The organism is Neptuniibacter pectenicola, assembly GCF_001597735.1.
GTDB classification, from domain to species: Bacteria; Pseudomonadota; Gammaproteobacteria; order Pseudomonadales; family Balneatricaceae; genus Neptuniibacter; species Neptuniibacter pectenicola.
In genome coordinates this window covers 1-16,060 of sequence record NZ_LUTS01000020.1, presented here as the reverse complement: position 1 = coordinate 16,060, position 16,060 = coordinate 1, and the positions used below count along the sequence as shown (strand labels likewise).

The 16,060-nt window shown below is 43.0% G+C and carries 13 protein-coding genes; 6 read left to right on the top strand and 7 right to left on the bottom strand.

Translation table 11 applies throughout. The annotated features are described in order from the left end of the window. Positions 1-40 precede the first annotated feature (40 nt). From aldA to A3773_RS16050, 3 genes are all read right to left on the bottom strand, one after another. Positions 41-1,480, bottom strand: a complete 1,440-nt coding sequence (gene aldA, locus A3773_RS16060) for an aldehyde dehydrogenase (RefSeq protein ID WP_067988279.1) — start codon at positions 1,478-1,480, stop codon at positions 41-43. Between the two features lie 93 nt (positions 1,481-1,573). Continuing rightward, positions 1,574-3,364: a PQQ-dependent dehydrogenase, methanol/ethanol family gene (locus A3773_RS16055; RefSeq protein WP_067988277.1), complete on the bottom strand. Its 1,791-nt coding sequence runs from the start codon at positions 3,362-3,364 to the stop codon at positions 1,574-1,576. Positions 3,365-3,437: 73 nt separating this feature from the next. Beyond that, complete coding sequence (locus A3773_RS16050) at positions 3,438-4,001, bottom strand: QcrA and Rieske domain-containing protein (RefSeq protein ID WP_067988271.1); 564 nt, start codon at positions 3,999-4,001, stop codon at positions 3,438-3,440. A 69-nt stretch (positions 4,002-4,070) separates the two neighbouring features. Between A3773_RS16050 and A3773_RS16045 the strand changes: the two genes are divergently transcribed. The 6 genes from A3773_RS16045 to A3773_RS16020 all read left to right on the top strand — a co-directional run bounded on the left by A3773_RS16045 (position 4,071) and on the right by A3773_RS16020 (position 11,328). Next, the gene (locus A3773_RS16045) at positions 4,071-4,298 is read left to right on the top strand and encodes a hypothetical protein (RefSeq protein WP_067988263.1); all 228 of its coding nucleotides are present in this window, start codon (positions 4,071-4,073) and stop codon (positions 4,296-4,298) included. 318 nt (positions 4,299-4,616) lie between these two features. Further along, a complete protein-coding gene (locus A3773_RS16040) occupies positions 4,617-5,567 on the top strand; it encodes a hypothetical protein (protein WP_067988260.1) in 951 nt (316 codons plus the stop codon). A gap of 63 nt (positions 5,568-5,630) precedes the next feature. Next, on the top strand, positions 5,631-6,119 hold the full coding sequence (locus tag A3773_RS16035) for a hypothetical protein (RefSeq protein WP_067988257.1): 489 nt from the start codon (positions 5,631-5,633) through the stop codon (positions 6,117-6,119). 24 nt (positions 6,120-6,143) lie between these two features. Next, positions 6,144-7,025, top strand: a complete 882-nt coding sequence (locus A3773_RS16030; RefSeq protein WP_197462812.1) for an SMP-30/gluconolactonase/LRE family protein — start codon at positions 6,144-6,146, stop codon at positions 7,023-7,025. 44 nt (positions 7,026-7,069) lie between these two features. Continuing rightward, entirely contained in the window at positions 7,070-9,157 is a 2,088-nt protein-coding gene (locus A3773_RS16025; RefSeq protein ID WP_082800663.1) for a 4Fe-4S binding protein, read from the top strand. A 962-nt stretch (positions 9,158-10,119) separates the two neighbouring features. Then, positions 10,120-11,328, top strand: coding sequence for a porin (locus tag A3773_RS16020; RefSeq protein WP_197462810.1), 1,209 nt, complete (start codon positions 10,120-10,122; stop codon positions 11,326-11,328). Positions 11,329-12,286: 958 nt separating this feature from the next. Here A3773_RS16020 and A3773_RS16015 read toward each other — a convergent pair. From A3773_RS16015 to A3773_RS16000, 4 genes are read right to left on the bottom strand one after another with little or no spacing between them, the layout of a single operon-like run. Continuing rightward, on the bottom strand, positions 12,287-13,867 hold the full coding sequence (locus A3773_RS16015; protein WP_067988242.1) for a GMC family oxidoreductase: 1,581 nt from the start codon (positions 13,865-13,867) through the stop codon (positions 12,287-12,289). Between the two features lie 17 nt (positions 13,868-13,884). Next, positions 13,885-14,463, bottom strand: coding sequence for a Twin-arginine translocation pathway signal (locus A3773_RS16010; RefSeq protein ID WP_067988239.1), 579 nt, complete (start codon positions 14,461-14,463; stop codon positions 13,885-13,887). A gap of 51 nt (positions 14,464-14,514) precedes the next feature. Then, entirely contained in the window at positions 14,515-15,291 is a 777-nt protein-coding gene (locus tag A3773_RS16005) for a lipoate--protein ligase family protein (RefSeq protein WP_067988236.1), read from the bottom strand. Further along, positions 15,284-15,967, bottom strand: a complete 684-nt coding sequence (locus A3773_RS16000; RefSeq protein WP_067988230.1) for a 2-oxo acid dehydrogenase subunit E2 — start codon at positions 15,965-15,967, stop codon at positions 15,284-15,286. The genes A3773_RS16005 and A3773_RS16000 overlap by 8 nt, the downstream gene beginning before the upstream one ends. Positions 15,968-16,060 lie beyond the last annotated feature (93 nt).

Here is a 16,060-nt window from a genome sequence, read left to right as displayed (position 1 = left end):
TCCTCATTTATATATAGATTTATAATGAAGTTATACGCGCTTAACGTTGGATATATGCAACATGAGTATGCATATATTCATATAAACCATGTTTACCATCAGCACCACCAATACCGGACTTTCTAACACCAGCATGGAAGCCCTGCATCGCTTCAAAGTTTTCACGGTTAACATAAGTTTCACCGTAATCTAACTCATTAATCGCTTTCATGGTTTCGCTCAGATCACGCGTATAGATCGATGAAGTAAGACCGTATTCCGATGCGTTAGCAATGGCGATCGCTTCATCTAAATCATTAACGATCTGGATAGGCAGTACCGCACCAAATACTTCTTTGTTCATGATCTCCATATCACTGGTACAACCTGCAATAACGGTTGGCTGGTAATGGAAGCCTTTACCTAAATCAGCAATTGCACCACCGGTTGTAACCGTTGCGCCTTGCTCTTTAGCTGTTTCGACCATCGCAGCAACTTTATCTAGACCAATTTTGTTAACCAACGGTCCCATATCAACATCTGGATCGACTGACGGATCACCGTACGTCGTTTCAGCCATTGCAGATGTAATCTTACTAATAAACTCATCTGCAATATCAGCATGCACATACACACGCTCTGCACAGTTACACACCTGACCGGCATTGATAACACGAGAGCTCTTAATCGCATTAACAGCCAAATCGATATCAGCACTTGGCATTACAATAGCCGGCGCCTTACCACCTAACTCAAGGTTAAGTTTTGTAATATTTGGCGCAGCAGCCGCCATGATACGTGCACCTGTATCTACGCTACCGGTAAAGCTAATAAGGTCAACACTTGAATGCGTTGTTAATGCGCTACCAACACCTGCGCCAGAACCACAAACAACGTTAAATACACCTGCTGGCAAATCAGTTTCCGCAACGAGTTTCGCAAACTCAAAGCAGTTATTCGGCGTTTCTTCACTTGGCTTAATAACAATCGTGTTACCTGTAACTAAGGCAGGCGCCATTTTTCTTGCTATAAGAAAGAATGGGAAGTTCCAAGGCAAAATACCAGCAACAACACCGACTGGCTTACGGAAAAGAAGTATATTTTCACCTGGACGATCACTTGTAATTACTTCACCTTCAATACGGCGAGCCCACTCAGCCATATAATCCATATAATCTGCCGTAAAATCGACTTCTACACGCGCAAGGCTTGGCACTTTACCCTGTTCTTGCGTAATGATTGTCGCAAGTCGGTCGGCATTTTCACGTATTTTATTAGCAATAACACGCAGGTAACCCGCACGCTCATTCGCAGGCTTGGCAGCCCACTCTTTTTGAGCTGCTTTTGCCGCATTAACCGCTAAATCTACTTCGTCCGCAGACCCATTGGGTACACGGGATAATAGCTCACCATTGGCTGGATTAAATACATCAAGAGTTGACGTAGGCTCCGCCATAAATTCGCCATTAATATAATTTCTATAAACAGGGGCTTCTAACATGACATATCTCTTTATTCTTATAGGGGAAAGAAGAGCCAGGTTAGTACTAAAGGCGTTAGCCGCTAACCTGGCTCTGGGGGATGGATTGGCTGCTTACTTAGCCGCTTTTTCCATCAATTTATCTGCATTTTTCTTAAGTGCGAATACGTGTAGTACACCGCCCTGTGGAACTGTTGTTGTATGATCCATTACAGCATCGAATGCACCCTGCATACGTTGAGCGTCTACACCCCAACCCGCCTGAACACCAATGAACTGTGTACCATTTACACTCCAGCTTGAAGGTACTGCAGTGATGCCTGAGTTAGCACGGTACTGCCATAGTTTCTTACCAGTACGCGCATCTAGAGCACGGAACATACGGTCATTAGAACCACCAGAGAACAACAAGTTACCGCCAGTAGTTAGTAACGGACCCCAGTTCATCTCTTTCATGTTGAACTGCCAAACTTTCTTACCTTTCTTAAGATCCCATGCCTGAATTTCACCAATGTGGTCTTCAGCGCCATCCGCTAAACGGATGTTAGTTAGGATGTCAGCAATAGGTACACCGATATACAACTCACCAGATTTACGAGGTGCTAGTTTTACACCGCCCATTTCAGAACATAGGTTCTCATGTGCAGGGATGTAGAAAAGACCTGTTTTAGGGTTGTATGCTTCAGGTGGCCAATCTTTACCGCCCCATAGAGATGGGCAGAAAGTAACTTTTTTACCTGTACCTGGAGTGTGTGCAGGATCATAAGTTGGACGACCGGTCTTAGGATCGATACTCTTAAATACGTTCTGTTTCACGTATTTTTCTGCATCAACGAAATCGATAGAACCATCTTTGTTACGCTCAAGCGTCCATAGGTAACCATTACGACCCGCATGAACTAGGCCTTTAATGTTTTTACCTTTATGCTTGTAGTCAATAATTACAGGCGGAGACACTTCATCCCAATCCCAAGCATCGTTGTGATGATACTGGTGGTAACCGGTTAATTTACCGGTTGCAACATCAATCGCAACAACAGAGTTAGCATATAGGTTATCGCCTGGACGAGTATCAGGCATCCAAGGACCACCGTTACCCGTTCCGTAGAACGCTACACCCATATCGGCATCATATGTACCTGCGATCCACACAGACGCGCCACCTGTTTTCCAAGCATCGCCTTTCCATGTTTCACTACCTGGCTCACCTGGAGCAGGAATGGTATGAGTTTTCCATTCGATTTTACCCGTTTCAGCATCAACAGCTGTGATATGGCCACGAATACCATACTCACCACCAGAAACACCGACCATAACTTTGCCTTTCGCAATAAGCGGAGACAACGTCATATAGTAACCGTCCTGCCAATCAGCAACACAAGTAACCCAAGCTTCTTCACCTGTTTTAGCATCCAAAGCAACAAGACATGCGTCAGTCGCAGCCATGTATACTTTATCGCCATACAGACCTACACCACGGTTAGTTGGGTGCAACTGGAAAAGCTCTTCTGGAATCTCTTTCTTATAACGCCAAAGCTCATCACCTGTTTCAGCGTTAAGCGCAATAACTTGGTTATTAGGCGTAGAGATGAACATAACACCATCGTTTACGATTGGTGGCGCCTGGTGACCTTCTAACTCACCTGTAGAATAGGACCATACAGGTACCAAATCAGAAACGTTATCGGCATTAATCTGGTCTAATGGACTATACGTCCAACCTTCATAAGTACCACGCCACTGAAGCCAGTTTTCTGGTTCTGGGTTTTGCAACCTAGCTTCAGTAACTGGATTATAGTTTGTCAATGGGTTTGACTTTGCAGCGGTTGCGCCGCCTACTGCAAACGCAGCAGGCGTAACAGCCAATGCAATGGCAAGTGCCCCAAATCGTTTAGCTAATGACATATAGCTCACTCCTGTTTGTTTTTATTTGTCTTCTTAGGGAACCCCAACCGGGGAATAGAGACTCTGTTTAAACTTATTTTTTATAACCGGGCTTACGTGTAAACGGTTCTTTAACGATAATAAAATCGTCTTTAATTTCGATCGGTAACATTGCTAACTTGCGAGTAGCAGGTCCGTTAGTGACCTGGCCAGCAGCGTATGGATCAAATCTTGAGTAATGACAGAAGCAGAAAAACTCTTTCTTCTCTTCAATGTATGAGTTCACATCGCACCCTTGATGGGTACAAATAGCAGAATAAGCGACGACACCCTCCGCCGAATTTTTCTTAGTGTCTTCATCCATAAGTTCAGGATTAAGACGCATAACCATGACCTTATTAAAGCGAGAGCCGCTTCGTATAACGCCGGTTTTTGGATCCTGAGGAAACGCTAAGATTTGCTGAACTTCTAATTTCAACTCAGATGCGGAAATAACGCGCGCATTACCGTGACCGTCCTCAACAACAAGCTGGTCTCCTGGAACTGGACGCATATTTTCTGGTTTCTTTGAAGCTGCTTCAGCGCGACTAGATAATCCTTCTGTAGCACCAACAGCTGCGATACATGCACATGATTTTAAAAATGATCTACGTTCCACGATTTATCTCACCGTTTAGTTATCTTTATTTTTCAAGCCGCCAAACTTATAGAAAGCTCGTGACTGGTTATGCCTGAAAATGCAAAGGGTGAGCCAAAATTTCAAGAAGGCATAAAACAAAATCATAACTATATGATTTTAAATGGATTTATTTTTAAAAATAAAATAGAGAGCAAGAAAAACAGAAACAATGACGCCATTTTATTTGGAAGAAAAAAGACAACTGTCCACAACAAGCGTTGCACAAATGCGACAGCCAGCAAGATAAGAAATAATACTTTAAAAACAAAAGCTTAACGATATATCCAACAACAAAAACAAACAAAAGAGACACACCAAGCCTAGGTAAAAAAAGCCAACTTCAACAAAAACCACACACAAATCAATAAATGCAACAGTTGTCGCCGAATGGATAACAGGTGTGGCTTTTGCACAACAGTATATAAACGTCCTGTGGCACCATCGGCTCCCTTTTTTATTAACATAGCGGCCCCAAGCCCTGTAATTACGCTGAATACAGCACCCTCCTATAGGATTAACAGCCAATATAGAAACGGTGGCATATCTTTTGCGTTATGAGGTTAAAACTAGAAAGATAATAAAAGGACCATTGCCGTGAATCGTGCCACTTTACTTAAACTGATGTTAATTCCAGCCCTCGCCCTTCCCTTTACAACAAGCCAAGCAGCAACAAAAATGCTCTGGAAGGAAGGTAACGACTATATAGCGATCAACTCTGACGCTGCCTCAATTAATGCGAACCACCCTTATAAAGTTGAAACACAGAAGCTCGCAAGAATCTTGAGCCAATTAAAAATAGGCGCCAAGCAACAAAATAGCCTAACGTCTATTATATCTAGCAGCTCAAAGAGTAAAGATACTCGTATCTTTACGGATAAAGAGATCGACCTGTTAGCACAAGGCATTAGTAATGCATTAACTAAAGCCTCAGCAAACGAAGCTGTCACCTTCTCTATCTCAGACTTTAGAGATGTGTATTTTGGCGATAAGCGCTTATCCATTAGCGGTACCGCTTTTATCCAAGACAACGCTCTCAACCTGCTCTTTGGTGAAGTTCACGTTGACCTACATAAGAAGTATATCCGTTCAGGGGAAGGCGTCAGTAACAGCCGTTTTGCATCCAATGTAGAACTGGCAAACTTTAAACTTCCAACAGGTAACGTTAACAAAGAAGCGAGCCATGACTGGAAACTTAAACCATTCCCTGGTGCTTCTTTAGTTAACAATCGTACAGATTGGTTAAGCATTAAGTTAGCGCACCAATACAACTATCAACAACCTGAAAACCACGCGGAAAAGATCAAAAGCAAATACCTATCTGAAATACAAAAAAATGAACTGACAAGTAAAGAGTCAGCCATTGAAGAGCGCCTAAAACGTTTAGAAAACGCAACAAAAGCGGTAGAGGCTCAAAAAGCCGCGCCGACTATTGACCCTAACTCCGTTGAAGCTCGATTGAAAAAAGTTAAATCACTTTATGAGCAAGGCGTTATTCCTGAAAGCGTTTACTTAAACAAGATGAATGCGATCATCAACGAACTTTAAACACTCTTTTTGTTTCGCCTTCCGCTTTGATAGCGCGAATAAAAACAATAATAAAGGATAAGTATGAATAAGCTTTTATCTATTCTCTGCTGTAGCGTTGCCGTTTGCTGCACTATGGCAAACGCAGATACAGACCAACAACAGGAAGCGACAGACAACGCGCCGAAGTTGATTAAATTCCAGCAAGCAATCTTCGATGAAATGATTAGAACCCATGGCAATGAGATCAAGGCTGAACCAACACTGCACTGGTGTGGTTTAGACGAGCTTGCAGATGAACTTAAATTATCGGATACCGGCCTAAAACGTGCAATTTATGATTCATTTGTCGTTTCAGGCACTCAAAATGTAGCAGCGACTGAGGTTGCTCGCAAAATGAATGACGATGATTGGAAACTCTATCGCTTCGCGATGCTAAGCGATTTAGAACGTTACCAAGAAGGTATCTCACAAGGTCTCTCTATCGCAGTATCTACGCCCGAAGCTAAAAAGAAATTTTGTAGCCTCACAGAAGCGCAAGCACTGAAAGCTGCACAAACAGTTTCCCATTAATCCACTACTTAGATGGAGCCAAAAATGATTAAAAAAATCACAGCTAGTCTATTATTTACATTAATAATGCCACTAAGTAATACAGTGACTGCGGATGAACTTGTTTTAACGGAACAATGGCAAAGCAAAGCTGAACTCAAACAGCCAGAATCTGTCGCTTATGACATTATGCGCCGCTCACTGTACGTGTCTAACATCAATGGCGAACCGAGTGCTAAAGATGGCAATGGTTTTATTTCACTGATCGCCAATGATGGGAAAATCGAAAAGCTTAAATGGGTTGACGGTCTAAATGCCCCTAAAGGCATGGCTATCTTTGGTAAAAACCTATTTGTAGCAGACATTAACGAACTCCTCGTCATCGACGTAGAAACCGCAAAGATAACCAAACGCTTTACGCTAGATGGGGAGCATTTCCTTAACGACGTCGCGATAGATAGAAGCGGTATAATTTATGTAACCGATACCTCCACTAACCGCATCTATCGTCTGTACCGCGGCCAATTAGAGATCTGGTTGGAAGATAAAAAGCTCGACAATCCAAATGGGCTTTATATCGACAATGAGCATTTAATTGTCGGTAGCTGGGGTAAACCTACTGATGGTTGGAAAACCGATGTACCGGGCCATCTACTTGTCATCTCATCAAAAGATAAAAGCATCGCTGACTTCGCTGACGGTTCCCCTATAGGTAACTTAGACGGTCTAGCGAAACAAGATGATACAACCTTTCTTGTCACCGACTGGATGCAAGGGAAGCTCATGCAAGTATCAAACGATGGTCAAGTAAATACCCTACTCGACTTAGGACAAGGCACCGCTGATATCCTCTATCTTCGCAGCAAAAAGTTATTACTTATCCCCCATATGATGAAAGGCAAGCTGATCGCTTACTCCATCAAATAGATAAGTAAAACCTAAGCTTGCCCTAGAGATGATCAAAAGGTGCGATGATGAATTTTGTATGTAATGCGTTATTGACGCTCTGTCGATTCATATTAATTTGCTCAAGCCTTTTGGTTAGCTCTTATAGCAGTGCGGTGAATATGCCGCTCACACCAGAACTACAGGTGCTGTTCCCCACCGCCAGCCATATAGATAAAGACGACAAAGATTTAAGTATTATCCCCGTTTACCTTTTCTCAGATATCGTAGGTTATGCGTTTCAGACGGCCGAGATCTTCCCCGTCCGCGGATACGGCGGAAAACCTATTGATATCATGATTGGACTTAGCCCTGAAGGGCGCTATACCGGTTTTGTTGTCATCGATCATTATGAACCTATCTTCATGAAAGGTGACGGCCCTCAGCGATTAGTAAACTACATGCAGCAATTAATTGACGTGCCTGCATCTAATAACATTTATATCCGCGGAGATAATCAGAAAACCCTAAAGGGACGCGGAAAAAGCACCTATATTGACGGCATCACTAGCGCTACCGTCACCACTAACGCAATAAATAAGACCATTACGAAAGCGGCACGCGCCGTTGCACAAGCGAAAGAACTTGCGGGCTACGCGTCCCAATCACACTATATTCCCAAAATGGACCATTTCGAAAAGCTGAGCTTATCTCAGCTGGTTGAGCGAGGGTTAGTTAAACACTGGTCTATTTATAAACAACAGATAAACGCCGCAATCAGTGATAAAAAACTAGGGTATCCGAGCCAGCCGGTTTCAATAGAGAATCAGCCTCCTCTCGCAGAGCTTTATGCCGCCTACTTTAGCCACCCACTCGTGGCCAAAAACCTTCTACCTGACGCGCGCTACCAAGATTGGCTAAACTATAAAACTGAAGGCGATCAGTACGTTTTACTCTTCAGTAAAGGTCTCTGGAAACAACAACCCTTTTCCAACTTCCTCGGTTTAAAACAACGTAATACAGACGTTATACGCAAGAAAGTCCCTGACTTTGATATCAGTAAAGAGCTACCAGCGTCCGGCTGGGATGAGGTTGCCTTATACAGGATTCCACCGGTAGCCACCTTCGACCCACTCGCGCGTACAAAAATGATATTCAAGGCAAGTCCAGGTATTAATTTATATGACGATTTCCAACTACCTGCGGGGGATTTCACGGCTGAGCTTAATCAAGAAGCCAACGAGTTAGCGTTATGGCAAAAGCTTTGGCAACAACGACAAAATGAGATTGCCCTTTTAACCTTAGGCTTAGTGCTCTTAACGATGCTCTTTTTGAATCAGCATTATGCAGTACTTAACCCTAAAATATTCCACAAAATACGGTTGGGCTACCTCGCGTTTACCCTTTTCTTTATCGGCTATTACGCTCAAGGGCAGCTCAGCATTGTTAACCTCTTGACTGTACAGCACCTGTGGATGGAGGGAGCCTCTTTAACCTCTTTCCTATTAGATCCTATTATCTCAATCCTATGGTGTTATGTACTCATTAGCTTAATTTTCTTTGGCCGTGGTCTTTTTTGTGGCTGGCTGTGTCCCTTTGGCGCCCTCCAGGAGTTTGCGGGGATACTCGCAACTAAGCTGAAGATAAAACGCTGGAAGATCAAACCGACATGGCATAACCGATTACAAAAACTTAAGTATGTTTTATTAATAAGCATCATCGGTACTACATTCTATTCCCTAGCTTTAGGTGAAACCTTAGCTGAGCTAGAACCCTTCAAAACTAGCATTACCCTCTACTTTATACGTGAGTGGCAATACGTTATCTACGCACTGATCCTTCTGCTCTTAGCGATGAAAGTGCACAAATTTTATTGCCGCTACCTTTGCCCTCTCGGTGCCAGCCTCGCAATATTAGGCGCATTTCCTATTTTTAACTGGCTTACACGTCGTGCGGAGTGTGGAACGCCCTGCCAAAACTGTCGCGTTAACTGTGAAATCGACGCCATTAGTAAAGAGGGGGATATCGACATGAAGGAGTGCGTGCAGTGCTTAGAGTGTATCGTGATCAACTACAATCCAACCCTATGTGCTATAGAAGTCGCTGATACAAAAAGAAAAAATAAACGGGAAAAACAAGCCGACAACATTATCGCCAGCACACTAGACGTGTAAGAAGAAAAAAAACGCTCGGTAGATCGTATAAAACACCCTGAAGGGAGATGGGTGAGGAGAGATATTACGTACGATGTACCGAGCAAAAAAACTTGGCGACAGCAACCACCAAGCTAGAGTAGAGCGTCATCACTAACGCTATACATAAAGCAAAGCTAGTGCCAAATAACTCAACACATTGATATATATAGACTTTATAATAATGTTAGGTTTTTTTGCCTATAAAATGCAACATACCGTATCTAAAAATGCGACAAACCGACCAAAAAAAATAAAAACCTATGCAACTTTTAACGAAATAAACACTCTATAGCAGTTAAGCCTAGTAATTACAGGTAGGTTGAACGACTAAGTAGCTTTATAGCTCAGGGCTAAACGCAAAACTCATCAGCCTAATTAAGGTATTTATCGATATAAAAACAGAACGCCTTAACCCTTTAAACGTCTACAACACACATATTTCCCGTTTCACAAATAAGACTGGCGAAACAAAGTGATTCAAATTTTGAAACAAACTGTTTCAAAAATAGGTTTTTTATGGAATTTATTACCCCTCCTCTCGATTTGATACAAAACCGCCTAAAAAAGCCCTTATAACATCCTTGTTAAAACCACGTATATCCTTTGTAAAATCAACATAACCACTTGATATATAAAAATTTAATAAAAAACAACTCGCCTACCCTCAGCTAAAAAAACACCTTTACCTATCTAAGTTTACGCTTAAAATCCGCGCTATTTTATTTTTTTATTAGATTAGAAAAAAACAATAATAACTGCTTGAAAAATAAAGAATTTCAAGAATAGAAATATAAATTAAAAACCTATTGGCACATAAAATGCTCTAACCCCAGTGAATTGATGATAAGCCAATTTCACATCAAAGCATTTTTATAAAAAAGAACTTTGAGTGAAAACCCGTTGATAAATCTAATTATAAAATTCCATTGGGGAGTAATTATATGAACGTTAAGAAGGTATCCCAAGCCAAGCTTGGTATGGTTAGTCCAGTTAAAACACTGGCAGCTGCGATTCTTCTAGCCACCACTGCAAACACTGTATCTGCTGATATTCTTATCGGTGAAACAGATTCTACTAAATTATCGATGTACGGTATCTTAGATATCGGTGCACTGTACCAAGATAACGTTTCTACGAACGGAAGCGAAAAACTCGGTATTGAAACAAGTGGCTTACGCCAGACCGTTATCGGCTTTAAAGGCAGCCGCGGTTTAGATAATGACATGGAGGCGTTCTTTAACCTTGAGGCCCATTTCGACCTAGATACCGGTATGTTCCATGGGACGGGTGACACAACAACAGCGGATGCCGATGATGGCAGCGGCGATATTCTTTTCCGTCGTCAAGCTAACTTAGGTTTGACCGGTGATTGGGGTACCGTCATCGCGGGTCGCCAATACGGTCCTGCCCTACTTGCCCACCTAGCAACGGAACCACGCATCTTTAAAGAGCAGTTCTCTAACCTTTATGCTTGGGCTTACAGCCAATACTTCTCCACGATAAACAACACCGGTTCAGGTGGTCGTAACGCCAATAACGATGTAGGTATTTTCTTCAAAAATGCGATTCAATACCGCAATAACATCAATGGCTTAGACTTTGGCGTACTCTACTCTTTCGGTGGACAAGAAGGTTCACAGAAAGATGGTGATGTCATCGCTATCGGTGCGGCATATACAACGGGTCCTCTAGCATTATCGGGTTCATACCAAAATATGCATGACCAACAAACAGGTGAAGATGTAGTCACCAGCTGGGCAACCGGTGCTGCCTACAACCTGGGTGATCTTACCTTTAAGATCAACTATATGAACACTGAAAATAATGATCAAAACGGTAACGAGATCCTCGACCTTGATGCGCTAGGCATGGGTGTCGATTGGAAATGGGCCGCGAAACATACGGCTACTGTTGCTTACTACATCAATGAAGATAATGCACCTACGACAAGTGCAGAAACGAAGTCTTTAGTACTTAGTAACGAATACACGATGGGCGACTCTACAATCCTGTACGCTCAAATGGCTTATGTCGATTCCGATGCAGGCATGAGTACTATTTCACAATATGCGACCTCTATTGTAGCAACACCTGCGCCTGTGGGTGAAAAAACAACACTGGTCAACATTGGTGTTAACTTCGCTTTCTAAGAAAAACAGGGGCTAACTATTGCCAAGTAGATTGCTCACCCCCTTCTGAGTTATCCGCTTGGCCATAACCCCAACCAAAAACTAGCGAGGTAAACTCGCTAGTTTTTCCAGTTCTAGAGGCCTATGTAGATTTGCTATTTTCGTTGCCTCCACGGCATGAACATATCTTAATATACCTAGGTTAAGCTAAACGTCAGTGTTTAAACGTCGCTGATTTTTGCTGCTAGAAATAGGGTTTTATCGTACTGGTATTTCGCCCCCAAGCGGTAACCAGCCGCTAAAACGCTATCTGAACTAGGTGTTTAAACGTCGCCTAGTTCAATACGCTGAGAGACTCAGGCAACAAGAACAGTCGCTTCGCCCCCCAAGCATAAGCGTGTGTTGATGTAAGCCTTGGTTTTGACAATAAGTGCTTAAACGTCGCTTATTTTCAAGCATCTTTAGCGTAAGAGTCTAGCTTGACTAACTTCGTCGCCCCCAAGCAATGAAGCCAGCCTGTGTTAACGATGACTCACTAAAAACCGGTGCTTAAACGTCACCGGTTTTTTTTCACCTTGCCGCTACCATAAACTTCATCTCGACAGCCACAGTAAGCGCTCCACAGGCACATCACCTATCTTCAGCATAGCCTCTATTCAACTACAACAAATAAGCGCCTAATACGCTTAGATTAACGGCAGCGCCACGAGCGACAACATGACCCTTCAACAAGGTGCGCTCAACGCTTATGACAAGGCCTATACGCCAAGGTAGAGGTAGAGGTAGAGGTAGAGGTAGAGGTAGAGGTAGAGGTAGAGGTAGAGGTAGAGGTAGAGGTAGAGGTAGAGGTAGAGGTAGAGGTAGAGGTAGACACCTATATTAGTAGGGCCATCACAATGAGCCAGGTATACTCCGGTAATACAAAAAAGCACGCCCGAAGGCGTGCTGAAAGGTTTACACCAATTTTACAGATCCAATCTTAAATCTCTTTACGCTTCATCTGATCAGCAATGTAATCAGCCTGTCGTATTGCCAACGCAACAATCGTTAGTGTCGGGTTTTCAGTACCACTTGAGGTGAACTGGCTACCGTCTGATACAAACAGATTTTTAATATCGTGAGCTTGTCCCCAACGGTTAACCACACCGTCACGTGCATGCTCACTCATACGGTTTGTGCCCATATTATGGCTGGCAGGGTACGGAGGCAAATTATTCACTTTCAGTGCCCCAACCGCATCGAACAACTCTTTTGAGCGATCGTATGCATGGTTACGCATGCGCGTATCATTAATATGGTCTGTTTTATAAACAACAGGGACAGGCAAACCATACTGGTCTTTTTCAGTTGCATGCAGTGTTATGTTGTTTGATTCAACCGCCATATCTTCACCGCAGATCCAAAAACCTGCCATATTACCGTAATTAGCTAAAGAATCAGCCAGCTCACGTCCCCAGCCACCTTTACCAGGATTAAGGAAAGCTGACATAAAAGGTAAACCTAAATGAAGGATTTCCAATTCATAGCCTGCAAGATGCCCACGAGTAGGGTCATTACCCTTCCATTCATGCACAATTCCCGGCACAACGGTACTTTTATACATATGTACGGGTTTTTCAAACTCGGCGTAAACACCGCCAGTTGTGTGGGTCATATAGTTTTGACCCACCTGACCAGAGGAGTTAGCTAACCCATCAGGGAACATAGAGGATTCAGAGTTAAGCAGCATACGTGGTGATTCAATGGAGTTACCGGCTACCGCTACAACACGTGCTTTTTGCAGCTGCTGGTTGCCATCTTTATCCGCGTATAAAACACCCGTTACTTTACCTGTTTTGTCATGTTCAATGCGCAGCACCATGGACTGGGGACGCACTTCAACATTACCGGTTGCTTCCGCTTTTGGAATCTCCGTGTACATCGTTGACCATTTCGCACCAATACGGCAACCCTGCATACAGAAACCATTGACTTGACAAGGAGGACGGCCATCACGCACTTCGGTATTGATCGCTAATTTTGCTTGTTCACACCGCGCGCCAATACGTTTAGCGCCTTCAGCAACCACTTTGTAATGGCTACTCTTACCGTGATAGGGCATGCCTGTAGCTTCGGTACCACACACACCCATCTTTTTCTCAGCTTTCACGTAGTAAGGTTCCATCTCTTCAAGCGAGACAGGCCAATCTAAAACATTGGCACCCGGCACCGTACCGTTGGTCGTTTTCATTTTGAACTCATGTTCCTGAAAACGCATCGCTACACCCGCCCAATGCATAGTGGCCCCCCCTACCCCTTTAACGATCCAAGCGGGTAGGTTTGGAAAATCCTCTGCAATACGTGCTGGTCCAACCACATAGCGCTTATCTAGCCACGAGATTTTGCCAAACATCTTCCATTCATCGTTTTCTATATCATCCATTTTAAAGCGCTTACCCGCTTCAAGAACAACCGACCGAATACCTTTCTGCGCGAGCTCATTTGCCAAAGTGCCTCCGCCAGCACCAGAACCGATGATTACGACCAAGCTATCGTCATTTAAATCAAATTTTGCAGACATATTTATTCTCCCGTTGCTCAAAGCCAATCAACTGCATCATAACCGCGGTTGATATAACCGCCTTTTTCCCAAGCTGAACCCCCATAACCAAAACGAGGCCATATCTCTGGGTTGTTATAGATGCCCATCATCAAAGCACCTTTGATCTTCTGGAAGAACGGTGTAGGTTCTAGCATTTTAAGAACGATAACGCGCTCCTGCTCAGTTTTTATTTGGGAGTAAGGTACCCCATATTTATCAACTGAGGTTTTATCTAATAATGTGACACCCTCTGCGAGCAATTTAAAAAGCTCAGCATCTTTTTCTGCGGCATCAGCCATTGGAGACATGACTTGAACATAATATTTATCTTCTAACGTATCGTGAGGATAAATATCACGCGCAAGTTTTAGTAATGTTGCGTTTGCATCTGCGCCTATTTTTTTAGCGGCAAAACTGTTTGGGGAAAATAAACCACCACCCACTACAATAGCGGAAGCCCCTAATGCTAACTTACCTGATTTAGCTAAAAACTCACGTCGATCAGTGCAAGGTGTATCAGAAACATCTTGGCTAGACTTCCTGAACGAGAATAATGGTTTTTTATTTTTATTCATAATACCTCCAACTTTTTACCTCACAGTAAAAAGAAAAATACATTAGCGCATTTATTTAAAATGCTCATCGGAAAAATCATCAATATATTTACTCAATGTAACATCCAGGCTATCGAGCATTTTTAAAACAAACGATTCCCCATGGTCATTAAGAAGCTGTGACAGCGCAATATGTTTATTATCAACAATAAAAGGTTTTAAATTACAGGTTTTATAAAATGCATTAGATATATTCCACATCGAGGGTAGATCACCATCACATAAAATAACTGCGTGCATTAATAAAGCCATGTCACTGCCATCATCTCTCACAGCGGGGTCGGTAATTTTTTTCCACCGTTGAGCAGTACCCACCAACTTTTTACCATCAATCACCACATTGAATTCGCCGTCACAAAAAGCACCATCAATCGATGAGCAACTTCCTTTGATGCCATACTGCCCTAACCACTGAATGATTGCTTGGCAGATAACCTGATAGCTATCTTTAATGCTTAATTGATTTTTTTTGCACTTTAAAACGATGGATAAATTGATAAAGCCTTCATGTTGAGGCGTTAGCTCGCCGCCCGTGCTTCTTACAACAACGGGCCAGCCCTGGGTTTCGCAAAAGTCGCAGGCTTGTTCAAAGTTTTCACGATGGGTTGCACTTTTAGGTACAACCAAAGCCTGCTTACTCCGCCAAAGTGCGTAACCACATTGAGCATCCCCCTTAAGGACTTGATCCAATAAGCTGTGCTCAAGATCCAGCCCAGAAGAGATATGCATAGGCGTAGACACTTTAATCTTAGCGATACGCCTATAATCTGCGGTTACTAGGCTATTCACTTTCAATTTCCTGACAAAGGTCCGATAGGAAGTCAGCGGCCGGTGCGCCATCAATGCCGCGATGATCAAAGGTCAGTGATAACCCCATCATTCTTTTTTCAGCTAACTGTCCGTTATCAATCACTAATTCAGTGTACGTTTCACCTACACCTAAAATAGCTAACTGGGGTAAATTGATAATCGGTGTAAAGAACCTAACTCGGCTTCGCCCTATATTAGTTAAAGTAAAGGTACCACCCGTCATTTCAGATACAGTCAGACCACCGGTTTTAGCTCTTTGCAAAGCATCGCGCCGTGCTAAAGCTCGTTCTTGGATATCTTTCTGGTCTGCGGCAAAGACCGCAGGTGCCATCAACTTCCCCCCAGGCAACCCAATTGCAAAGCTCAAATCAATATTACGGTATACACGTATCTCACCATCTTCTATGCGCCCATTCATCGTTGGATGCTTTTTAAGCGTACGAACCAGGTAATCCGCAAGCAGATCTTCAATGGAGATATTCATCCCCTGCTCTGCCATTTTTTCTTTCCGTAACCACATATTTTCTACTGAACATACGGCATGATGTGTCAGCTGTGCTGCCTCATCAAGACTGCGTCGCATGTTATTAGCTATCATGCCTCTCAAACCTTTAAGGGGCGTTATTTTAATTGTATCTGCATCTGCATCTATCATCTGAATCTCCTAAACCTTATCCTATCGTGGCAACTTTCTGACCTTTTTCGACAACATCATCCACATCACTAATGAGGCTTAGTTTGCCGCTTG